A 22,368-nucleotide genomic window follows, 5' to 3' on the forward strand; every position below is an offset into this window, starting at 1 on the left:
ACAACAGCAACCCCGCCAGCCAGGCCGTCGCCGAGTGGTTCTGATGGAGCACACCGCCCCCGGCTCCAACCGCGGCCTGCTCAAGGCGGTAGTGGCCCTCACCCCCCTGGCCGGCTCGATCCTGTTCCCTCTCGTGGTGCCGATCCTGATGCTGCGGGTCAGCATCTCCGCCGGGGTGATCGCCGCGGTGGTGATCGGCAGCCTCTGGTTCGCCGTCATGCTGCGCACCTCGGAGATGCCCGGCCACCACTGAGCTGCCGCTGAAGCCCGGCCGTCACCGCGCCGCCCCTGGGGCAAGCCGTCCAGGGGATGTCGCCCGCCGGGAAGGCTGAAGGAGCGGATCGACCAGCCCCTTGTTGCCTGTGGCCTTCCTCGCGCCCCAGTCCCGCCTCCGCCGCGCCCACCGGCCCCTGGCCGCCCTGGCCATGGCCCTGCTGCTGGGGGGCTGCGGCCCCGCACCGGCCGCCCTGACCGGCGGCACCCCCCGGGCCCTGCCCCTGCCGCCGGGCATCCGGGTGGCCTTCAACCATCGCGGCGACAGCCGCTACCGCAGCCCGGTCAGCGGCCAGTGGCGCCAGGGGGATGACCTGGAGGCCCTGCTGCTGGAGAGCATCCGCGAGGCCCGCGTTGAGATCCTGGTGGCGGTGCAGGAGCTCTCGCTGCCAGCGGTGGCCGAGGCCCTGGCGGAACGCCACCGCCGCGGGGTGCGGGTGCGGGTGGTTCTGGAGAACCTCTACAGCACCCCCTGGAGCCAGCAGCATCCCGTCGATCTGCCGCCCCACCAGCGCCATCGCCAGCAGCAACTGGCCGCCCTCGGCCAGGGGGACGCCGTCGCCCTGCTGCAGCGGGCCGGCGTGCCGGTGCTCGACGACACCGCCGACGGCAGCCGCGGCAGCGGCCTGATGCACCACAAGTTCCTGGTGGTCGACGGCCGGGTGGTGGTGACCGGCTCGGCCAACTTCAGCCCCTCCTGCGTCCACGGCGATGCGGGCGCGCCGAGCACCCGCGGCAACGTCAACCACCTGCTGCGCTTCGTCAGCCCCGCCCTGGCCGGGGTGTTCGCCGCCGAATTCGCCCGGCTCTGGGGCGATGGCCCCGGCGGCCAACCCGACAGCCGCTTCGGCATCGCCAAGCAGGGCGGCGGCGCCCAGCTGGTCGATGTCGCCGGCACGCCGGTGGAGGTGCTGTTCTCCCCCCACCGCCGCCGTGACCCCAACCACGGCCTGGCCTGGCTGGAGACCCAGCTGGCCGGCGCCGACCGGCGTCTCGATCTGGCCCTGTTCGTCTTTTCGGGCCAGAACCTGGCCGACCGGCTCCAGGAGCTGCATGGGCGGGGCGTGAAACTGCGCCTGCTGGCGGATCCGGGCTTCGCCAACCGGGCCTTCAGCGAGACCCTCGACCTGCTCGGCGTGACCCTGCCCGACCAGGACTGCCGCATCGAAGCGGACAACCGGGCCTGGAGCACGCCCCTGGAAGGGGTCGGCACGCCCCGGCTGGCGGCCGGCGACAAGCTGCACCACAAGTTCGCCGTGATCGACGGCCACGCCGTGATCACCGGCAGCTTCAACTGGAGCCCTTCGGCCGCCTTCCAGAACGACGAGACCCTGCTGCTGATCCGCTCCCCCCTGCTGGCCCGCCACTTCGAGGCGGAGATCGACCGCCTCTGGCGCGGGGCCGAACTCGGCATCAGCGGCCGGCTGGCCCGCCGCATGGAGCAGCGCCGGCGCAGCTGCGGCAGTGGCCGCGAGCGGCCCTCTGCCACCAGTGGGGAGGCGATGGCGGCGCCGTCTACGATTCGGTAACGCATAGCACACGATTCATGGACCCGGCGTCCAGCTCCGTCACCACCACCACCAGCTCCCGCCAGGTCACCCCGCGCCTGGACGCCATCAACCTGATGCTGCGGGACCTCCACACCCGTCACGACGAGATCCGCCACCGGGCCGCCTTCCGGGGCTGCACCAGTGAGCTGCTGACCCTGCAGCAGGAACTGGTCGACTACCTGCTCAGCAAGAAGAGCTCCCTGCAGGGGGCGGACGTCGCCAGCCCCGAGGAGGGCCTCAACTACAACTCCTTCACCTGAGCGCCCTGTCCGGGGTCCGTGGCGCCCGGGTGCTGGTGGTGGGGGCCGGCCCCGCCGGTGCCAGCCTGGCCCTGCTCCTGGCCCGCCGCGGCCTCCCGGTCGACCTGATCGATGCCAGCGGCCGTGGCGGCCGGCCGTTCCGCGGCGAGGGACTGATGCCCAGCGGTCTGGCGGCCCTGGCCGCCATGGGCCTGGAGCCGCTGCCGGCGGCGGTGCAGCAGCGGCCCCTGACGGCCTGGAGCTTCTTCCTCGATGGCCAGGCCCTGTTCGAGGCGCCCGAGCCCATGGGCAGCTCCGCCCCCTGCACCCTGATCGACCAGGACTCCCTGCTGGGCGAACTGCTCGCCCAGGCGGTCCGCCTGCCGGGCTTCCGCTTCCACCCGGGCCAGGCCGCCAGCGATCTCCTGTGGCGGGAGGGCCGCGTCGTCGGCGTGCGCCTGGCGGACGGCACCACCTTGGAGGCAGCGCTGGTAGTGGCCTGCGACGGCCGCGATTCGCTGCTGCGCCGCAAGGGCGGCCTGGAGCTGGAGAGTGCCCCCAGCCCCCTCGACGTGCTCTGGTTCCGGCTGGAGGCCCCGGGGGCCGAGGGGGTGCTCGACTGGCTGGCCGGCCGCTTCGTGACGGTGGTGGGCCCCGCGGGCAGCTATGCCCTGTTCCCCTCGGCCCGCGGCGGCGTCCAGCTGGGCTGGGCGATGGCGCCGGAGCAGCCGCCCGCCCCCGCCCCGGCCGGCCCCGACGCCTGGGCCAAGCTCTGGGCCGGCGACGCCCCCGAGGCCCTGGCCCGGCGGCTGCGCGAGCTGCCAGCGGCGGCCGTGCAGGGACCGGTGCGGCTGCCGGTGCGGGTGGGACTCTGCCCCCAGTGGCAGCGGCCCGGCCTGCTGCTGCTCGGGGATGCCGCCCACCCGATGAGTCCGCTGCGGGCCCAGGGGATCAACATGGCCCTGCGCGATGCCCTGGTGGCCGCCCGGCAGCTGGGGCCCGCCCTGCTGGATGGGGAACCCGGGGCCATCGACGTGGCTGCGGCGGCGGTTGTCGTCGAACGGCAACCGGAGATCCGGCGGATCCAGGCGCTGCAGGAGCAGGAGGCCTCGCGGGCCGACCTGCTGCGTCGCCGGCACCGCCTGCGCGGCCTGCTGGCCCGCACCGCCCGCTGGAGCGGCCCCCTGCTGGCCCGCCGCTGGCTGGCCTCCCAGCGCACGCTGCGGGACGGCACTGCGGCGATCGCCAGGGACACCGGGGCGGCGGCCATGATTGGGTGACCTCCACGCCCGCCATGGACCGGTCCCCTCGCGCCTCCTCCCCGGCACCGCGCCGCCTCGGAGCGGCCCTGCCGCACCTGGCCCTGCTGGCGAGCCTGCCCCTGGTGGGGGCCGCACCGCTGCGGGCCGCCCCGGAGCCGCCCCCCTTTCCCCCCTCCTCCGAATTCCGCTCCCTGCAGCTGATCACCCTGGCCTGCAGCCGCGAGAACACGGCCGAACCGTGCGACAAGGCCCGCAGCCTGGCCAACCCCCTGCTCGACCATCCGCGCCTGCCCGCCAGCTGCAAGGACGTGCTGTGGACGATCCGTCAGCGGTCGGTGGTGGCGGCCAGCAACAGCTTCGAGCGACGCGAACCGATCGACCGCGCCGCCCGCAGACTCACGGCCGTCTGCCGCCTGCAACTGCCCGTGGCCAAGCCGGCGGAGAATGCCGCCCCGAGGCAGGGGGGCATCAACCTGATCAATCCCAATCAAAACTGAAGCGCTGACCGGGCAGCAGCCGCTGCAGCTCCCGGGCCAGCTCGGCCATCATCTGACGGCTCACCTGGGGATGGTCGCGCAGGTCCTTCACCAGGTCCGCCACATCGGTGCTGGTGAGGCCGTGGCTGCTGATCCTGGCCTCCACGCGCTGGCGGAACTGTTCCAGCAGCAGGGCCTGCTCCGCAGACAGGGGCCCGTCATCGGTGGGGTGCTGAACCTCCATGGTGGTGCGGGGTCAGGGTTGGAGGAGGGCCGGCTCCGGGCTGCCGGAGGCTGACGCCTGGGTGGCGCCCGCATCGATCAGCGCCAGCAGCTGGGTCGCCGTGTCCCGCATGAAGACCAGGGTCATGGGGGTGACGACGACGGCCTTGTCGGCCAGCTGGCAGAGGGGATTGCGCTCTCCCTTGGCCTCACAGCTGCTCGAAAGTCCCAGCAGGGCATTGGTGAGCTTGCCCCGCAGGCAGGACTCGGCCCCCGCCCCGGCCAGCACCGCCTCAGCGGCGGTGTGGGTGCGGCTCACCGCTTCGGCATAGGGGAGGGCCTTCGGGGCCCCCATCACCGCCCCCCGCACCGAGGTCGGGCTGAACACCACGGCCCCGGCGGTGGCGGCGACCACCGCGGAGGCGGCCACGGCCATGCGCAGGGCGGTGGCCACGGGTCGGGCGGAGGGAAGCGGCCGAAGCGCCATGGGGTGGTCAGCAACACGTTGGACCCAGGCTAGCCAGCCCGGTCAGGAACACCAGCAACGGCAGGACCGCCCGAATCGCCGGAGGTAGCTTGGGGCTCCCCCGAGCACCAGGACGCCGGCCATGGCGATGACGACCGAGCTGCGTCAGGTGGCGCTGGAGCGACCCTTCGACGACCAGAAGCCCGGCACCTCCGGCCTGCGCAAGAGCACCCGCCAGTTCCAGACGCCCCACTACCTGGAGAGCTTCATCGAGGCCTCCCTGCGGGTGGTGCCCGGCATCGCCGGCGGCACCCTGGTGGTCGGCGGCGACGGCCGCTACGGCAACCTCGAAGCGATCAGCGTCATCGCCCGCATGGCCGCGGCCCATGGCGTCAGCCGCCTGATCACCACCACCGCCGGCATCCTCTCCACCCCGGCCGCCTCCCACCTGATCCGCAGTCACGGCGCCGTGGCCGGGATCATCCTTTCGGCCAGCCACAACCCCGGCGGCCTCGACGGCGACTTCGGCGTCAAGATCAACGGCGCCAACGGCGGACCGGCACCGGAATCGGTCACCGATGCCATCCATGCCGCCACCCTCAGCCTGGACGGCTACCGCATCCTCGAGGCCGACCCCCTGAACCTGGAGGTTCCCGGCACGGCGACCATCGGCGCCATGGCCGTGGAGGTGATCGATGGCGTCGACGACTACGTGGCGCTGATGCAGAAGCTGTTCGACTTCGACCGCATCGCCGCCCTGCTGCGGGGCGACTTCCGCGTCGCCTTCGACGCCATGCATGCGGTCACCGGCCCCTATGCCAGCCGCCTGTTCGAGGGGTTGCTGGGGGCCCCGGCCGGCACGGTGCGCAACGGCGTGCCCCTGGCGGACTTCGGCGGCGGCCACCCCGACCCCAACCTCACCTACGCCCATGAGCTGGCCGACCTGCTGCTGGCCGGCGGTGCCTACGACTTCGGTGCCGCCTGTGACGGCGACGGCGACCGCAACATGATCCTGGGGCGGCACTGCTTCGTGAATCCCAGCGACAGCCTGGCCGTGCTCACCGCCAACGCCACCCTGGCCCCCGGCTACGCGGACGGCCTGGCCGGCGTGGCCCGCTCGATGCCCACCAGCGCCGCCGCCGATGTGGTCGCCGCCGAGCTGGGCATCCCCTGCTTCGAGACCCCCACGGGCTGGAAGTTCTTCGGCAACCTGCTCGATGCCGGCCGTATCACCCTCTGCGGTGAGGAGAGCTTCGGCACCGGCAGCAACCACATCCGCGAGAAGGACGGCCTCTGGGCGGTGCTGTTCTGGCTGCAGATCCTGGCGGTGCGCGGCTGCTCGGTGGCGGAGGTGATGGCGGGCCACTGGGGCCGCTTCGGGCGCCACTATTACTCCCGCCACGACTACGAGGCCGTAGCCAGCGACGCCGCCCACGGCCTCTACGACCGGGTCTCCGGGATGCTCACCAGCCTGCCGGGCCAGGGCTTCGCCGGCCGCACGATCCGCGCCGCCGACGACTTCGGCTACACCGACCCGGTGGACGGCTCGATCAGCAGGGGCCAGGGCCTGCGGGTGCTCCTCGACGACGGCAGCCGGGTGGTGCTGCGGCTCTCGGGCACCGGCACCAAGGGCGCCACGTTGCGGGTGTACCTGGAGAGCTATGTGTCCCCCACCGGTGCCCTCGACCTCGACCCCCAACAGGCCCTGAAGGATCTGATCGACGCCATCGACGCCCTGGCCGAGATCCGGCAGCGCACCGGCATGGATCGCCCCACCGTGATCACCTGAACGGCCCGGCTCCGTGAGGCCCCCCGGCGCCAACCTTCTCTGGCTGACGGCGGCCTGGGTCTGCTCTGCCGCCGGGCCCCTGCAGGCCCGGGAGTTGCCGCCGCCCGCGCCCGAGGCCGCCATCGAGGCACTGGAGGCCACCCGCTTCGCCCCCACCACCACGGTGGATCTGCAGATCAACGGCGTTCTCGGCGCCGTGCAGTACGCCGGTAGTGAGGTGGACAGGGCCGGCAACAGCGGCGCCGCAGCGCCGCTGCTGAACGGGGTCAGCCTCAACCATGAGGCCCGCCTCACCATCGACACCAGCTTCACCGGCCAGGACCTGTTCCGGATCCGCCTGCGCACGGGCGACTTCGCCCCGTCGGGCTTCTTCTCCAACCCGCCCGCCCCCCTGAGCCGCCTGGATGTGGCCTTCCAGGAGCCGGCCTGCGGCGCCGCCGAGCAGGGGTGCTCCGGTCGGCTGGTGAGCATCAACAGGGCGTACCTGCAGGTGCCGATCGGCCCCGAGATCCGGCTCAGCGTCGGCCCCAGGATCATGCAGCTCGACATGCTCCCTGTCTGGCCAAGCGTCTACAACGCCTCGCCGATCCTCGATCTGTTCCAGTACGCCGGATCACCGGGCACCTACGGCAAACGGCTCGGCGGCGGCTTCGGGCTCTGGTGGCAGCCTCGGGGCGGCCTGCGGGGGCTGAGCCTGGGCTACGCCTACGTGGCCGGCCGTGCCGGGGGTTCAGCCCAGGGGGGCGGCCTCTTCGGCGGGGCCTCCTCCCAGACCAGCACGCTGCAGCTGGCCCTGACCCGGCCCCAGTGGAACATCACCGGCGCCTGGAACCTGAGCGGTCCCCAGGTGCGGCTGCGGGGCACCCCCCTGGCCAGCCAGCTGGCGGCCGGTGCCGGTGAGGGGAGCCTCAGCTCCTGGTCACTGGCGGGCTACTGGCAGCCACGCCGCTCCGGCTGGCGGCCCTCGATCAGTGCCGGCTGGGGGCAGGACACGTTCCGCTTCGGCGCCTACCCGGTGGCGGGCCTGTCGGGGGTGCGCAGCCGCTCCTGGTACGCCGGCCTGATCTGGAGCGATGTGCTGGGGGTGGGCAACAGCCTGGGCATGGCCGTCGGATCGCCCGCCCATGTCAGCGCTGTCCGGACGCCGGGCCCGGGCACCATCGACGACCGGGGCCTGGCCATGGAGCTCTACTACCGCATCCAGATCAGCGACGATCTCTCGGTGACGCCGGCGGTGTTCTGGTTGAGCCGCCCCCGGGGTGCGCTCACCGGCAGCGTGGATCTGTCGGAGGCTCTGCTGGCTCCGCAGGCCCCGGGTGCGGCCAGCCTGAGCATGTGGGCCGCCCTGATCCGGACGACGCTCCGCTTCTGAACCCGCCGTGTCAACCGAACCAGTTGAGGAAGCGCTGGATCACCACGGCATTGCTGATGTCCACGAAGAAACCGGACACCAGCGGCACGATGATGAAGGCCCGGTGGGCGGCTCCGTATTTCTGGGCCACCGCTGACATGTTGGCCATCGCCGTGGGGGTGGCCCCCAGGGAAATGCCCCCGAAGCCGGCGCAGATCACGGCGGCCTCGTAATCGCGGCCCATCACCTTGAACACCACGAAGAGGGCGAACAGGAAGGACACCACGAACTGGGCGGTGAGGATCGCCAGGATGGGGCCCGCGAGGGAGGCGATGGTCCAGAGCTGCAGGCTCATCAGGGACATCGTCAGGAAGATGCCCAGGGCGATGTCCGAGACGATGGCCAGGGAGCGGGGCGCGGCCAGGCAGCGGATCGGCAGCAGCCGCGGCACCGTGTTGGTGAGGAAGATCGCCGCAAACAGGCAGCAGACGAACAGGGGCAGGTTGCTGCCGGCGGCCTTGAGGGCCTCATGCAGCAGTTCCCCCAGGCCCAGGCTCACGTTGAGCCAGAAGAGGGTGCCCAGCAGGCTGAAGTAGGTCACCGGCTCCATGGCCCCGTCCGGGGCGGCGCCCTCCACGGAGGAGGCGGCGACAGATGCGGCGGTGGGGGACTGCGGCGGCTTGAGCCGGTGGCGGCGGATCAGGATCCGGGCGATCGGCCCACCCATCAGCGAAGCCAGCACCAGACCGAACGTCGCGCAGGCGATACCGATCTCGAGGGCATTGCTGATGCCGTGGCTCTCGGCGAAGCGCGGCGCCCAGGCGATCGCCGTGCCATGGCCCCCCAGCAGGGACACCGACCCCCCCAGCAGGCCCACCAGGGGGTTCAGCCCCAGCAGCGCCGCCATGCCGATCCCGGTGAGGTTCTGCAGGATCATGTATCCCACGGTGGTGCCCACCAGGATCAGCAGGGGCCAGCCACCCGAGAGCAGGGTCTTGATGTCGGCATTGAGGCCGATGGCTGCGAAGAAATAGAGCAGCAGAAAATCCCGCGTCTGCAGATTGAAACCGATCTCCGTGCCGTTGATGGCATGGATCAGCGCCAGCAGCAGGCAGACCAGCAGCCCGCTGGTCACCGGCTCTGGAATGTTGAACTCCCGCAGGACGCCCACCTTGCGGTTCAGCCAGCGGCCGATCGCCAGCACCACGATGGCGATGTTGAAGGTCGCGAAGCTCTCGAACTGCATGGGAGATCAGGTGCAACCCTGGACGGAGATCCGATAGCTGAATCCAATGGCGGCAGGTGTGGTGGAGGAACCCACCCGGAAGTTCATCAACCGGGTGCGCTTGCCGGGAACGGCCTGGAAGGGCCCGAACATCCGCCCCGTGCCGGGTTCGAACGTGGGTGTCTCGTTGATCACCTGCAGGCTGCTGCCGTCGGTGAAGACCATGAAACCCGACACCGGAAAAGTGGCCCGCTCGCTGGAGGCCGATGTGAAGAAGAAGCGATAACTGCGGAAATCGCGATCGACGATGAAGTCGGTGTTCCAGTTCGTGCGGCCGACGAGGCGGTCCGGCCCGATCCGCTTCGACACCACCGGGTTGCCGCCGCCCCCCAGCGGCATCAGAAAACGGCAGCTGGCCTGGGCGGCAGGAACGCTGGTGGCCGCTGTTGCGGCCAGAGTCATGAAGGTGGCAACGATCGCACGGTTCACAGTCAAGGGCGTACCAGGAAGATCAGCGAGGAGCAGCATGACAGCCGGGGCAACGGGGCATGGAGGCCGATCGCCCCATGGTCAGCGTTCCGCGGTGGAGCGGCCGTGGTCGCCTGTGCCATCCACACCGGCGGGACTCGGGAGACTGGATTCCCGCCGCTGGCGTTCGGAATGGAACCAGAGGGCCAGCATGCCCGCCAGAGGGATCGAAAGGAACACCCCCAGCAGGCCGGCGACCCGCTGTCCGATGAAGAGGGCCAAAAAGAGAAGGACCGGATTGAGCTCCATCGCCTGGCCCATCACCTTGGGCCGGACGATATTGTCCTGAATCTGACCGAGCAGCACAGAAGCGATCAAGGCCCGCAGGCCAATATCTCCCCCCTGGGAGGCGAAGACCATCAAGGAAATCAACACAATGCCGAGGGTGGCACCGATCCCGGGGATCGCATCAAGGACACCCACAATCACCGCCAGAATCAGACTGTATTTCACACCCAGCAGCGGGAAGATCACAGCCGTTGAAACGGTCAGGAACACCATGAGCAGCAACTGTCCTCGGATGAATCCCAGAACACTCTGCAGAAAGATCACGGCGAAACGATCACGGTGAGGCTCCGGAATCAGCCTCAGAAATCCTTTCCATAGCTTCTCGCCATCGAGCAGCATGTAGAGACTGATCACGGCACCGAAAACACCGGTAAAGAGACCGGAAAACACGGTTTGCAGCAACCCCAGTCCCGTCAGCAAACCCTCCTGAAGCAGCGTTGTGATTCTGTCGAATCCATAGGTTTTGAGGTATTGATGCAGGGGCGTGAGGTCCTGCTGTTTCAAGGTGCCTTGCAGATCCAGCAGCAGGCCCTGGCCCTGGTTCAGCACCTGCAGTCCAAGGCCGGTGACGAATCCGATCAGCAGGATCAGGGCGCCGAAAGCCACGGCGGCAATCGACCATCCCCGCGGCAGATAGCGGCTCAGCCACTTCACAGGGACGTTCAGCAGGGCCGCAACGATGGCGGCGGCCGTGAACACCGCAATCGTGCCGGAAAAGTAATTGAAGATCACCACCGTGACCCCGATGCAGGCCAACAGCAGGAGATAGCGCACGAGATTGGTGGTGCTGAACATTGCAGAGGAAGGCACCACGCTGAGGCTGGATCGTAGACAGGCGAGGCCCCCATCCATCCCCCTGCGGAGCGAGGCTTCAGCCGCTCCCCTCGGGCCGGGAGGCGAACAGGTTCAGACCCAGCCGCTCCGACAGGAAACGTGCCGTGAGCTGGCCGCGCACACTGTTGCCCGCCTCATCCAGTGGCGGCGCATAGGTGGCCAGGCCCCCCTTGCCGGGCGCCACCGTGATCATGCCGCCGGCCACGCCGCTCTTGCCGGGCAGGCCGGTGGCATACAGCCAGTCGCCGGAGGTTTCGTACAGCCCTGCCGTCACCATCACCGCCAGCACGTGCTGGCAGTGAATGGCCTCGATCACCTGCTCCCCGGTGATGGGCTGGCGACCGCCGTTGGCCAGGGTGGCGGCCATCACCGCAAGGTCGGCGGCGGTGACGCTCAGGGAACACTGGCGGGTGTAGAGCTCGGTGGCCTCGTCGGGATCCCACCAGATGCGGTCATGGTCGCTGAGGAGTGTCGCCAGGCCGGCGTTGCGCCGATTGGTGGCCAGCTCCGACGCGCACACAGCGGCATCGATCTCCAGGCGCCGGCCGGCGAAGCGCGAGAAGCCGTCCTGGATGAAGGCCCACTTCTCCTCACTGCTGGCGCCCGGCGCCAGGCTGGTGGCGGCGATCGCCCCGGCGTTCACCATCGGATTGGAGAGGCCGTCGCCGCTGCGCTCCACCGCCAGCACGGAATTGAAGGGCAGGCCGGTGCTGTTGACGCCGAGCTTCTCGCGGGCCTCCTCCTCCCCGATGGCCTGGCAGATCAGGGCGAACAGGAACGGCTTGGAGATGCTCTGGATGCTGAAGGTCACCCGGGCCTCGCCCGCCTCGAACAGCGCCCCGCCGCAGCTGGAGACGCAGAGACCGAAGTGCGCCGGATCCGCCGCCGCCAGGGCGGGGATGTAGTCGGCCACCTGGCCCTCGCCAACCGGCGCGAAACGGCGATGGGCCTCCGCCACCAGCTCCTGCACCACCTCGGCGGTGGGCAGGTGACCGTTGGACACCCATTCGGAGACGGACCACATGGCGGGACGCGGGGCTGATGGGGGACTCAGGTTGGCGAGGCCTGCTCCCAGGGGAAGCTGGGCAGGCGGTGCAGCGCCTCCCGCTGGGCGTCGCTCCAGGTCTCGACCATGGCGGTCAGTTCCGGTGCGTCGGCCGCGAAGGTCAGCCGGTGGGCGACGGTCAGGGCGTCGGCGGGGACAATGGCCAGCTCGAACGGGGGACCCACCGTAAGGTTGGAGCGCTGGGTGAGCACCTCGGAGATCAGGCAGAGCCGGGCCGCATCCTCCAGGGAGAGGTTGGTGTGGCCCACGTTATCGAGGGGTGGTTTGCCGTATTTGGTTTCGCCGATCTGCAGGTAGGGCGTTTCGCGGGTGGCCATGATGGCGTTGCCCTGGGGATACACCAGATACAGGCCGTGGGATTCACCGGCGATCTGGCCGCCCAGCAGGAACGAGGCCCCGGCACTGGCGCCGGCCTGCTGCAGGGCCGCACCATTCTCCTCCTGAACCGCCACGCTCACCCGGCCGATGTAGGCGGCGGCTTCGAACAGATAATCGCAGGAACGCAGATCCCCGGCCCCGCTGGGGGAATCCTCGGCGGGCCGGTCGAGATCGCGCCGGATCCAGCTGACCACGGCCTGGGTGGTGGCCAGATTACCGGCTGCCAGAAGCACGAACAGCCGATCGGAGGCCGGCTGGAAGACGTACATCTTGCTGTAGCTCGAAATATAATCAACTCCTGCATTCGTGCGCGAATCCGAGGCCATGACCAGCCCCTTCTCCAGCCAGTAGCCGATGCAGTATGTCACCCTGGTTGGCAGCAGATGCAGGCCGATGAGGCTAGCTCACAGGTCCTAAGTGAGGACAGGGAAGGCAACGGAACCCGACACCTCCCCACTGTGCCTGCGGCACCCCGCCCTGAGCTCGGCACCGAACGGCCCTAGCCTCAGGGGGCCAAGGGGGGCGCCACCGCCGGAGCTGTCGGGTCGGTGACGTTGGCGCAGAGATCCAGGACGATCTGCTGGCCCAGCGACCGCCCCAACGGCACCGACCAGGGCTCCCAGGCCCCATTCACCAGCCAGGCCTGGCGGAGGCTGCTGCAGTGGACCGCCACCGCCGTGGCCTGGGCCCGGACCGGTCCCACGTCCGCCTGGGTGGGTTGCACCAGGGTGACCCGCACCCCGCCGGGATGGAGCTTCCAGCCGCCCCAGTCGACGAGGGTGTTGCCGTAGAAACGCCAGCGGACCGCCTCGCCCTGTTTTGGCGGCACCGGTGCAGGCGGCGCGGTGGGCGCCGGAGCCGTCACGGCCGGGGGCGTGGTCGGGGGCGTGGTCGGGGCGGGGGAGGCGGTGGCCGCGGGCTTCGCGGCTGGCGCAGGCTTGGCTGCTGCCGCTGGTTTGGCCGCAGCCGCTGGTTTGGCGGTGGACGGGGGCTTCGCGGTGGGTTTGGCCGCGGCCGCCCCGGATGCCGGTGGCAGCTTCAGCCAGGCACCCACCTTGAGCTGGTCAGGCTTCAGCCCGGGGTTGGCCTTCTGAAAGGCCGTCACAGTGGTGCGATGCCGGACCGCCAGAACAGCCAGGGTGTCACCGGCACGCACCTGCACGAGCCCTTTCGATGGCGGCAGTTTCAACTGCTGGCCGATCTGCAGCTCCTCGGGCCTGGTGATCCTGTTCAAGCGCATCAACTCCTGAACGCTCACCCCATACCGGGCGCCGATGGCCTCGAGCGTGTCGCCCTGGACGACCTTGACGCTGCCGGCGGGCGGTGCCGCCTGGCCAAAGACCGCAGAGCTGAAGCCGAGCCCGCTGAAGGAGAGAAAAAGAGCGGCAAGAGCAGCCCCGGTCGCCGTTGAATGTCGACCCACGATCCCCTCACTTCCTGCATAAGGAAGCTACCAGAAGCAGACGCCATCCCAGAGTCAGCACATTCCAGACTCTGGAGATCGTCGCCCCAAGCGTAGAAAGCAACGCCGCATCATTTCATCAAGCAGGGATAGAAAAGCCCAACGCCGAAGCCTTGCTGGGCCGCCTCTCCGCCGCAGATCGTCAAGGCGAAGCCGCCGCCATCAGGAAGGGCGGCACCGCCGACGGCGACACGGCGCTGACGGTGCTCGCCTGCGGCCGCCGCTGCCGGTCTGCGGCCCCATTGAGCAGGGAGGCCAGGGCCACGGCACCATCGATCAGCACCAGCACGGCCCAGACCAGCAGCAGCAGCATCTCCGCCACACGTGTCCTCTCCGTGGCCGGTTGAGGTGGCACCGGGGCCGGAGGCACCGCTTCCAGTTCGGGCTCCGGGCACTCAGAGGCCTCGATCCCCATGACGGCGGCCTCGCGCACCGGGAGCCTCAGGCCTGGATCGGGGACGGCGGTCAACGCGGTCACGTCGGGAGCAACCGGGCTCGCCAGTTCGACACGGGTCTGAAACAGCAGGGCCGTGGGTGGCTCACCAGGCACCGGCCAGGGCGGGTGCGAGGCCCTTCTGCCCCTGCTCTTGGCGTGCTGCTCCCGCAGCCGTTCGGCAAGCGTCGGCAGCATGGGATCGATCCTCCATCTCCTGTAACGATCCTCCCGGCCTGGCCAGGCCACCGCAATGAACGCGGCGAAGCGCTCCATGTTTCGTTACAACGAGCCGCTGGCCTGGTCCCGGGGGGTGGCCAGATCGGCCTCAGGGTCGGCCTCGCCGAACCAGCGGGCCTCCAGGGCCTTCACCACCACATAGAAGGGGGGCACCACCCCCAGCGACAGCACGGTGGCCACCAGCAGGCCGCCGAAGATCACCGTGCCCAGGGACTGCTGGCTGTTCGCCCCCGCCGTGGTGGCCACCACCAGGGGCAGGAAGCCGGCCAGGGCGGCGATGGCCGTCATCAGGATCGGCCGCAGCCGGGACTCGGCCGAGGCGATGGCGGCTTCGGCGGCCGTCATGCCCTCCTTCATGTGCTGCTCGGCCACTTCGACGATCAGGATGCCGTTCTTGGCCGCCAGCCCGATCAGGGTCACCAGACCCACTTGGGCATAGATGTTGAGGTCGATCGAGCGCAGCGCCAGGAACACCAGGGCGCCGAGCATGGCCAGGGGCACGGTCATCAGGATGATCACCGGCGTCACGTAGCTCTCGTACTGGGCCGAGAGCACCAGGTAGACCACCAGGATGCCCAGGCCGAACACCAGCACACTGGCGTTGCCCGCCGACAGCTGCAGGGCGGCCAGACCAGTGAAGGCATAGCCGATGTTGTTGAAGTCCTGGGCGCGGAACAGGTCCTGGATCAGCGTCAGGGCCTGCCCGGAACTCTTGCCGACCGCCTCGGCCCCCTGGATCAGGATGGTGCGGTAGAGGTTGAAGTGGCTGATCACCGGCGGCGCGCTGGTGAGCTCGGCGGTGGCGAATTCCGACACCTGGACCAGCTTGTCGTCCCTGCTGCGCACGTAGAAGCTGAGCACATCCTCGAGGGATCTGCGGTTCTCGGCCGCCGCCTGCACGTAGATGTTCCTGACCTGGCCGCTCTCGTAGGTGAGGCCCGAATAGTTGCTGCCCGCCAGCACGGCGATCGTCTGCATCGCCTGCTGGAAGTCGATGTTGAGGGCCCCCACGATCGAACGGTCGATCTTCAGCCCGAACGCCGGGGCGCTGGGGATGAACTGGGTGTAGAGGGTGGAGAAGCCGCCGCTGGCCGTGCCGGCCTGGATCAGCTGCTTGGCCTGATCATCGAGCTCGTTGAAGGTGAAGGCCCCGTTGCTGAGGTCGTTGAACTGGAAGTAGAAGCCCCCCTGGGCCGAGAACCCCGGAATCGCCGGAGGCTGGGCCGCCACCGCCATGCCGGAGCTGATCTGGCTGAGCTTGGCGTTCAGGCGGTTGACGATCGCCGGGGCCTTCTGGTCGGCACCGCTGCGTTCATCCAGGGGCTTGAAGCCGAAGAAGAACACCCCCTGATCCGGACTGGCGCCGTTGAAGCCGTAGCCACTCACCACCGAACCGGCGATGATCTCCTTTTCAGCATTGAGCACCTTGGCCACCTCCAGGGCGGTGCCCTGGGTCTGGCTGAGGGAAGCACCGTTCTGGAGCTGGAAGATGCCCATGCCGTAGCCCTGGTCCTCCTCGGGGATGAAGGCGGAGGGAAGGGCGGTGAAGGCGAACAGGGTGAGGGCGATGCCGCCGCCCAGGCCGACCAGGATCCAGCGGCGCCGGGCGATCAGGGCCTCCACCATCGCGGCATAGCCACGCTCGAGACGCGTGAAGAAGGCGTTGAAACGGTTGAAGATCCAGACCAGATTGGCGCCGGCGAGCACCCCGCCGACCACGCCGATCCCATAGGTGATGCTGCCGAAGGAGGCGGCGCTGAAGCGACCGAAGGCCAGGCCCACCACCACGCCGCCGATGATGCCCACCACCCGCCCGGGGGGCGCTGATTTCTGGCTCCTCAGCAGCAGGGCCGAGAGCATGGGCGAGAAGGTGAGCGCGTTGAAGGCGGAGATCGCGATCGAGAAGGCGATCGTCAAGGCGAACTGGCGGTAGATGATGCCGATGCCGCCGGGATAGAAGGCCACAGGCACGAACACCGCCATCAGCACCAGGGCGGTGGCCACCAGGGCCCCGAACAGCTCACCCATGCATTCCATGGCGGCCTGGCGGGGGCGCATCCCCTTCTCCAGGTTCTTCTCCACCGCCTCAATGACCACGATGGCGTCATCCACCACCAGGCCGGTGGCCAGCACCAGGCCCAGCAGGGTCAGCTGGTTGATGGAGAAACCGAAGATCTTGACGAAGGCGAAGGTGCCGATCAGGGAGATCGGAATCGCCAGGCTGGGCACCACGGTCGCCCGCCAGTCCTGCAGGAACAGGAACAGGATCAGCAGCACCAGCACGATGGCCAGGCCGAGGGCATCCACCACCCCCTCCACGGCCGACTCGATGAACTGGCCAATGTTGTAGATCTCGAACACCTGGACGCCCGGAGGGACGGTCTGGGTGAACTGGTTCATGACCTGCACCACCTGGTTCGAGACGTCGAGGGCATTGCTCTCGGGGGTCTGGAAGACGGCGACCGTGATCGACGGGTGGCCTTCGATGCTCACCGCCTGCTGGGCAAAGGTGTTGGTGCCGTAGGTGGCTTCGCCGACGTCCTTGAGACGCAGCAGGTTGCCGGTGGAGGTGCGGCCGACGATCAGGTTGTTGAGCTCCTCGACGGAGACCAGATTGCCGTTGTTCTCCACCAGAATCGGGTAGGCGAACTTCTGGTTGCCCGCAGCCGGTGGCCCACCCACCAGGCCGCCAATCGCCACGCTGTTCTGGCTGGCCACCGCATTGACCACCTGATCGGCGGTGAGGTTATTGGCGGAGAGCTTGTTGGCATCGACGAACAGCCAGAACGCCGGATTGCTGCCCCCCAGCAAGTTAACGGTGGCCACCCCGGGCACCCGCTCCAGCTGGAAGTAAAGATTCTGATAGATGAGGCCGTTGAGATAGGAGGCATCGAACTGGCCTTCCGTAGAAGTGACCTGATAGGCCAGCAGAATAGAGGGGGTGCTCTGCATCACCGACACCCCGGTGGCCTGCACCTGCTGGGGCAACTGAGGCATCGCCAGGGAGACGCGGTTCTGCACGTTCACCTGGTCGATGTTGATGTCAGTGCCCTCGTTGAAAAAGACCTGAATCGTGCTCGTACCAGACATATTGCTGGTGGAGGAAATATAGTTCGCGCCAGGAACGCCGTTGATCTGCTGTTCGATCGGGTTGGTCACCGCCTGCTCGGTGACCAGGGAATTGGCCCCTCCGTAGTTGGAGGTCACCTGGATCAGGGGTGGGGCGATGTTTGGAAGATTCTCGATCGACAGCGTGGGGATGGCGATCAGCCCCACCAGCACGATCAGGATGCTGCAGACGGTGGTCAGAACCGGCCGCTTGATGAAGTTATCGGAGAACGACATCGGAGTTCAACTCGCCGCAGGGGCCGGGGCCGGGGCCGGGGCCGGAGCCCGCCGCACCGGCATGCCGGAGCGCAGCAGGGCGGTGTTGCTCACCACCACCTCATCGCCCTTGCTCAGGCCGGAGAGCACCGGATAGGCATTGTTCTGCAGCTTGCCCAGCTTCACCGCCGTCTGCACCACCACCGGCGTGGTGCCGGGGAGCTTCTCCAACTTCTGCTTCTGGGCGGGCAGCAGCTGATCCGAGGCCTTGATCTGGGGCAGAACCGTGGAGAGGGGCAGCACCCGGTACACGAAGGGCTGCTGGGCCTGCATCATCACCGCCTCCACCGGCACCGCCAGCTGGTCGCTGCTGCCGGTGATGATGCGGTTGCGCACATACTGACCCGTCTTCAGCACCCCCGTGAGATTGGGAAACTCCGCCTTCACCAGCACCGTGTTGGGCTGGCCCGAGGACTGGGTGGCGTTGGAGAAGTAGGGGGAGACGAACACCACCCGGCCCACGCCCCTCACCGGAGGATTGCCCTGGCTCTCCACCTGCACCGGCTGGCCGATCTTCACCTGGCTGGACTGGGTGGCCGGCACATCCATCAGGGTCCAGAGGGAGGAGTTGTTGACGATTCCCGTGATCGCCTGGCCCTGGCGCACGTAATCCCCCAGCTTCACCGTGTCGAGGTTGCCGATCTGACCGTCGATGGGCGCGGTGACGAACTTGTACCCCAGGGTGGCGGCACTGGAGCGGGCCTGGTCGCGGCTCTGGATCGCCTGGGTGATGTAGAAGTCCCTGTCCTTGGTCGAGACGGCGCCCTGCTCGTTGAGGAAGACGTAACGCTCGGCGTTGACGCGATCCTTGATCGCCTCGGCCCGGTCAGAGTCGAGCGCTGCCGATTCCTGCACGTTGTCGAGCACCAGGATCGGCTGGCCTGCCTTCACCTGCTGGCCCTCCCTGGCCAGGATCCGCACCACCCGGCCATCGGTCTCGGGGCGCATCACCACGTTGGACGTGGATTCGATCGTGCTGATCGTCTCGATGCCAGGGGTGAAGCGGAACTCCCCCACCGTCACCGTCTGGACCACCAACGGTGCGCGAGCCTCAGGGGCAGCGGAACCGCAGGCGGCGAGCAGCCACGCCAAGGGGAGGAGAGAGGAGAAGGCCTGCCAGCGCACCGGACCGGGTTCATACCCCCGCAAGGTACCGGAAAAGGGCCAACCGCCCCACTGGTCCGGAGCGTTATGCGGCCCCTCAGCGGCGCGGACCGGGTCCGCCGCCCCGGCCATGGTGCCGGTGATAGTCAGGCTCGGGATTGGATTCCTGCAGCTGGCGCACCGCCTCCACCGCCATCCCGGCCACCACACCGAAGCCGCCAAGCACGACCGTGCTCCAGAACAGCGCCTGGGGGGTGACCCGCAGGGGGGTGTGGTCCACGATGGAGCGCAGGAACTGGGCGATGGCCAAGCCCACCACACCGGTGAGCATGCCGGCGCAGAGCACCCGGCGGCCGCTCAGCGGTGGGCAGGGGGCCGGCATCAGGCCCCCAGGCCGGGTGAGGCCTCGGCCTCGGCGGGCGCAGGTCCGGCGGTGAGCTGCTTCATGACGACGTAGAACACGGGCACCACGAACAGGGACAGCACCGTGGCCACGGCCAGTCCCCCGAACACCACCGTACCCAGGGAAGCCTGACTGCGGGCGCCGGCACCGCTGGCAAACACCAGGGGCAGGAAGCCGAAGAGGGAGGAGATAGCGGTCATCAGGATCGGCCGGAAGCGGGACTGGGCCGAACCCCGTGCGGCCTCCATGGCGGACTCGCCCTCCTGCATGCGCTGGTTGGCGAGATCGACGATGAGGATGCCGTTCTTGGCCGCCAGACCGATCAGCATCACCAGGCCCACCTGGGCGTAGATGTTGAGCACCTCACCCCGCAGGGCCAGGAACGCCAGGGCCCCGAGCATGGCCGTCGGCACGGTCATCAGGATGATCAGGGGATCGCTGTAGCTCTCGTACTGGGCGGAGAGCACCAGGTAGACGGTGAGGATGCCGAGGGCGAAGATCACGATCGCCAGGGCCCCTGCCGCCACCTCCTCCCGGGAGATGCCGGTCCAGTCGTAGCCGACGCCGGTGGTGGAGAGGTTGTTGAAGAGGTCCTGGATGTCCTTGATCGCCTGGCCGGAGCTGCGGCCCGGCAGGGCCGAGCCCTCCACCTTGATGGAGCGGAACAGGTTGAAGCGGGGAATCACCGACGGGCCCGTGGTCGATTCGACGCTGATGAACTCGGACAGGGGGATCTGCTCACCGCTGGCATTGGGCACGTACAGGGATTTCAGCTGATCCGGATTGGCGCGGTAGCGCTCATCGGCCTGGACGAAGATGCGGCGAACCCTGCCGGCATCGAAGGTGTCGTTGACATAGAAGGAGCCGATGTTGAAGCTGAACGTCTGCATCGCCGTGCCGTAGTCGACCCCGAGCGCCGCCATGCGGTCCCGGTCGACGAGGATCTGCAGCTGGGGGGCCTCGGGGGAGAACTGGGTGAACACCCGATCGAACAGACCGCTCTGGTTGGCCTTGCTGACCAACTGGGTGGCCGCCGCGAAGAAATCAGCTGAGGAGAGCGCACCGCCACTGCGGTTGAGCATCTGCATCTCGAAGCCCGCCCCGGTGCCGTAGCCGGGGATGGCGGGGGGTTCGACGACGATGATGCGGGCTTCCTGGATCACCGAGAGTTTGCGGTTGAGCCGCTGGGTGATCGCCGCCACCGACTGTTCATCGGAGGTCCGATCGTTCCAGTTGCGGGTGCCGAAGAAGAACAGACCCCGGTTGGGGGCGTTGCCATCGAGGCTGGCGCCGCTGAACACCGCCGCCGTGGTGATGTCCTTCTCGCTGCGCAGGATTTCCGCCACCCGCTGGTTGATGCGGCGCGTCGTCTCCAGTGAGGCGCCGTCAGGGCCCTGGACGATGCCGATGGCGTAACCCTGGTCTTCGACGGGAACGAAGCCTGTCGGGATCGAGGTGAAGGCGAAACCGGTGAGCACGATGCCGCCGGCCAGCAGGGCCATGATCAGCCGTCGCTTGCCCAGCACCCAGGCCAGACCGGCGTGGTAGCGCCGCTCAACGCCGGCATAGATGACGTTGAAGCGGCGGAAGATGAACGGAGCACCCCAGCCGAGCACCCCCCCGATCAGGGTGTAGATCAGCACCTCCAGAGGGCTGTTCAGCCGCCCCAGCATCACGGCCGCGACGGCACCGCCGATGGCGAACGGCAGCCGCAGCGGCAGGCGGGTGAGCAGGTGCAGGCCGAAGCCGATCGCCGCGGCCAGGGCCAGAACGCCGAGGGCCACCACGATGCCGCCGCCGCTGGCCAGCAACCCATAGACGAAACCGATGAACACACCGGAGATCGCATAGGTGCGGCGGCTGGGCGGCTCACTCTCCCTGGCCAGCAACAGGGCCGAGAGCATCGGCGAGAAGGTGAGGGCGTTGAAGGTGGAGATCAGGATCGAGAAGATGATCGTGGCCGCGAACTGCTTGTAGATCGTCCCGGTGGCTCCGGGGAAGAACAGCACCGGCACGAACACCGCGAACAGCACCAGAGAGGTGGCGATCACCGCACCGAACAGCTCGTCCATGGTGGCCTTGGCGCTCTCCAGGGCGCTGAGGCCGGAGTTCTTCTTGGTGGAGGTGTCCTCGATCACGGTGATGGCGTCATCCACCACCAGGCCCGTCGCCAGCACCAGGCCGAACAGGGTGAGCTGGTTGAGGGTGAAGCCGAAGGCCTGCACAAACAGGAAGGTGCCCACCAGGGCCACCGGAATGGCGATGGCCGGCACCAGGGTGGCCTTCCAGTTCTGCAGAAACAGGAACAGGATCAACACCACCAGCACCACCGCTTCCCGCAGGGCGGAGGTGACGCCCTCGATCGAGGCCTCGACGAATTCGGTGTTGTCGTAGATCTTCTGGATCGTCATCCCGACCGGCAAGGTCTCAGCGAACTCCTTGATCACCTCCTCCACACCGTTGGAGACATCGAGGGCGTTGCTGCCGGTGAGCTGGTAGACCGCCATGCCCACCGAAGGGACACCGCGCAGGTCGGTGGCCTCGATGTCGAAGGATTCACCCCCGAGCGTCACCCGACCCACGTCCCGCAGGCGCACCAGGCCACCGTCGGCGGTGGAGCGCAGGATCATCGACCCGAATTCCTCGGTGGTCCGCAGCCGGCCCTGCAGCTGCACGGTGAGGGTGAACTGCTGGCCCTCGGGGGAGGGGGCACCGCCGATGCGGCCCACGGGCACCAGGCGGTTCTGGCTGCGCAGGGCCGCCACCACGTCGGCGGCGGAGAGCTTGTTGGCGGCCAGACGATCCGGATCCAGCCAGAGGCGGAAGGCCAGCTGGCGGTTGCCGAAGTAGGTGAGCTCGCCGACACCGGGCACCCGCCGCACGGCATCGGTGAGGTTCTGATCCAGCAGACCGCTGATGGTCTCGAGGCTGTACTGGTTCTTCGGATCTTCGCTGGTGAAGTTGTAGACGAGCAGGATCGAGTTCGAGGCCTTGTTCACCGTGATGCCCGATTGGCGCACCTCCTCCGGCAGGCTCGGCTGGGCCAGGGACACCCGGTTCTGGACGTTCACCTGATTGATGTCACCGTCGCTGCCGCTGGCGAAGGTGACGGAAATGGAGCTGGAGCCATCGGCCGCACTGGTGGAGGTGATGAACTCCATGTTCTGCACCCCGTTGATCTGCTGCTCGAGCACGCTGGTGACGCCCTGCTCGACGCTCACCGCGTCAGCCCCCACATAGCGGGAGGTGACCCGCACGGTGGGTGGGGCGATGTCCGGCAGGCTCTCGATCGGCAGCAGCGGGATCGCGATCAGGCCGGCGATCACGATCAAGAGGCTGCACACCGTGGTGAGCACCGGCCTGAGGATGAACGTGTTCGAAGGGGACATCAGGCA

Annotated in this window: 20 protein-coding genes; 7 read left to right on the forward strand and 13 right to left on the reverse strand. The window is 68.5% G+C overall.

Features of this window, described 5'->3' with window-relative positions; translation table 11 throughout:
* The 5 genes from VB738_RS15605 to VB738_RS15625 all read left to right on the forward strand — a co-directional run.
* A partial coding sequence (locus tag VB738_RS15605) for a hypothetical protein (RefSeq protein WP_323306619.1) occupies nucleotides 1-253 on the forward strand: 253 nt, incomplete at its 5' end.
* Between the two features lie 172 nt (nucleotides 254-425).
* On the forward strand, nucleotides 426-1,802 hold the full coding sequence (locus tag VB738_RS15610) for a phospholipase D-like domain-containing protein (RefSeq protein ID WP_323306660.1): 1,377 nt from the start codon (nucleotides 426-428) through the stop codon (nucleotides 1,800-1,802).
* Between the two features lie 17 nt (nucleotides 1,803-1,819).
* Nucleotides 1,820-2,083 (forward strand): hypothetical protein, encoded by a 264-nt coding sequence (locus VB738_RS15615; protein WP_323306620.1) that lies wholly within the window; start codon nucleotides 1,820-1,822, stop codon nucleotides 2,081-2,083.
* A gap of 38 nt (nucleotides 2,084-2,121) precedes the next feature.
* Nucleotides 2,122-3,342, forward strand: a complete 1,221-nt coding sequence (locus VB738_RS15620; RefSeq protein ID WP_323306621.1) for an FAD-dependent monooxygenase — start codon at nucleotides 2,122-2,124, stop codon at nucleotides 3,340-3,342.
* Nucleotides 3,343-3,356: 14 nt separating this feature from the next.
* Nucleotides 3,357-3,821, forward strand: a complete 465-nt coding sequence (locus tag VB738_RS15625; protein WP_323306622.1) for a hypothetical protein — start codon at nucleotides 3,357-3,359, stop codon at nucleotides 3,819-3,821.
* On the opposite strand, the gene VB738_RS15630 is transcribed toward VB738_RS15625, so the two are convergent.
* A complete protein-coding gene (locus VB738_RS15630) occupies nucleotides 3,802-4,044 on the reverse strand; it encodes a hypothetical protein (RefSeq protein ID WP_323306623.1) in 243 nt (80 codons plus the stop codon). The genes VB738_RS15625 and VB738_RS15630 overlap by 20 nt on opposite strands.
* Before the next feature lie 12 nt (nucleotides 4,045-4,056).
* A complete protein-coding gene (locus VB738_RS15635; protein WP_323306624.1) occupies nucleotides 4,057-4,509 on the reverse strand; it encodes a hypothetical protein in 453 nt (150 codons plus the stop codon).
* Nucleotides 4,510-4,630: 121 nt separating this feature from the next.
* On the opposite strand from VB738_RS15635, the gene VB738_RS15640 reads away from it, so the two are divergent.
* Nucleotides 4,631-6,277, forward strand: coding sequence for an alpha-D-glucose phosphate-specific phosphoglucomutase (locus VB738_RS15640; protein WP_416233192.1), 1,647 nt, complete (start codon nucleotides 4,631-4,633; stop codon nucleotides 6,275-6,277).
* A gap of 13 nt (nucleotides 6,278-6,290) precedes the next feature.
* Nucleotides 6,291-7,649 carry a carbohydrate porin gene (locus VB738_RS15645; RefSeq protein ID WP_323306625.1) on the forward strand — a complete coding sequence of 453 codons (1,359 nt, stop codon included), beginning with the start codon at nucleotides 6,291-6,293 and terminating at the stop codon, nucleotides 7,647-7,649.
* Between the two features lie 10 nt (nucleotides 7,650-7,659).
* On the opposite strand, the gene gltS is transcribed toward VB738_RS15645, so the two are convergent.
* The 11 genes from gltS to VB738_RS15700 form a co-directional block, all read right to left on the reverse strand.
* Nucleotides 7,660-8,874, reverse strand: a complete 1,215-nt coding sequence (gene gltS, locus VB738_RS15650; RefSeq protein WP_323306626.1) for a sodium/glutamate symporter — start codon at nucleotides 8,872-8,874, stop codon at nucleotides 7,660-7,662.
* A gap of 6 nt (nucleotides 8,875-8,880) precedes the next feature.
* Nucleotides 8,881-9,342, reverse strand: a complete 462-nt coding sequence (locus VB738_RS15655) for a hypothetical protein (protein ID WP_323306662.1) — start codon at nucleotides 9,340-9,342, stop codon at nucleotides 8,881-8,883.
* Between the two features lie 81 nt (nucleotides 9,343-9,423).
* Nucleotides 9,424-10,464 carry an AI-2E family transporter gene (locus tag VB738_RS15660; RefSeq protein ID WP_323306627.1) on the reverse strand — a complete coding sequence of 347 codons (1,041 nt, stop codon included), beginning with the start codon at nucleotides 10,462-10,464 and terminating at the stop codon, nucleotides 9,424-9,426.
* Nucleotides 10,465-10,540: 76 nt separating this feature from the next.
* Entirely contained in the window at nucleotides 10,541-11,527 is a 987-nt protein-coding gene (gene glsA, locus VB738_RS15665) for a glutaminase A (protein ID WP_323306628.1), read from the reverse strand.
* 26 nt (nucleotides 11,528-11,553) lie between these two features.
* Nucleotides 11,554-12,315: a 20S proteasome subunit A/B gene (locus VB738_RS15670; RefSeq protein ID WP_323306629.1), complete on the reverse strand. Its 762-nt coding sequence runs from the start codon at nucleotides 12,313-12,315 to the stop codon at nucleotides 11,554-11,556.
* A gap of 137 nt (nucleotides 12,316-12,452) precedes the next feature.
* Nucleotides 12,453-13,370, reverse strand: coding sequence for a LysM domain-containing protein (locus VB738_RS15675; protein WP_323306630.1), 918 nt, complete (start codon nucleotides 13,368-13,370; stop codon nucleotides 12,453-12,455).
* 181 nt (nucleotides 13,371-13,551) lie between these two features.
* Entirely contained in the window at nucleotides 13,552-14,040 is a 489-nt protein-coding gene (locus VB738_RS15680) for a hypothetical protein (protein WP_323306631.1), read from the reverse strand.
* A gap of 84 nt (nucleotides 14,041-14,124) precedes the next feature.
* On the reverse strand, nucleotides 14,125-17,427 hold the full coding sequence (locus VB738_RS15685; protein ID WP_323306632.1) for an efflux RND transporter permease subunit: 3,303 nt from the start codon (nucleotides 17,425-17,427) through the stop codon (nucleotides 14,125-14,127).
* Between the two features lie 6 nt (nucleotides 17,428-17,433).
* Nucleotides 17,434-18,615: an efflux RND transporter periplasmic adaptor subunit gene (locus VB738_RS15690; RefSeq protein ID WP_323306633.1), complete on the reverse strand. Its 1,182-nt coding sequence runs from the start codon at nucleotides 18,613-18,615 to the stop codon at nucleotides 17,434-17,436.
* 52 nt (nucleotides 18,616-18,667) lie between these two features.
* Nucleotides 18,668-18,952 (reverse strand): hypothetical protein, encoded by a 285-nt coding sequence (locus tag VB738_RS15695; protein WP_323306634.1) that lies wholly within the window; start codon nucleotides 18,950-18,952, stop codon nucleotides 18,668-18,670.
* Complete coding sequence (locus VB738_RS15700) at nucleotides 18,952-22,362, reverse strand: efflux RND transporter permease subunit (protein WP_323306635.1); 3,411 nt, start codon at nucleotides 22,360-22,362, stop codon at nucleotides 18,952-18,954. The genes VB738_RS15695 and VB738_RS15700 overlap by 1 nt, the downstream gene beginning before the upstream one ends.
* Nucleotides 22,363-22,368 lie beyond the last annotated feature (6 nt).

It is taken from the genome of Cyanobium gracile UHCC 0139 (genome assembly GCF_034931325.1).
Lineage (GTDB): Bacteria > Cyanobacteriota > Cyanobacteriia > PCC-6307 > Cyanobiaceae > Cyanobium > Cyanobium gracile_B.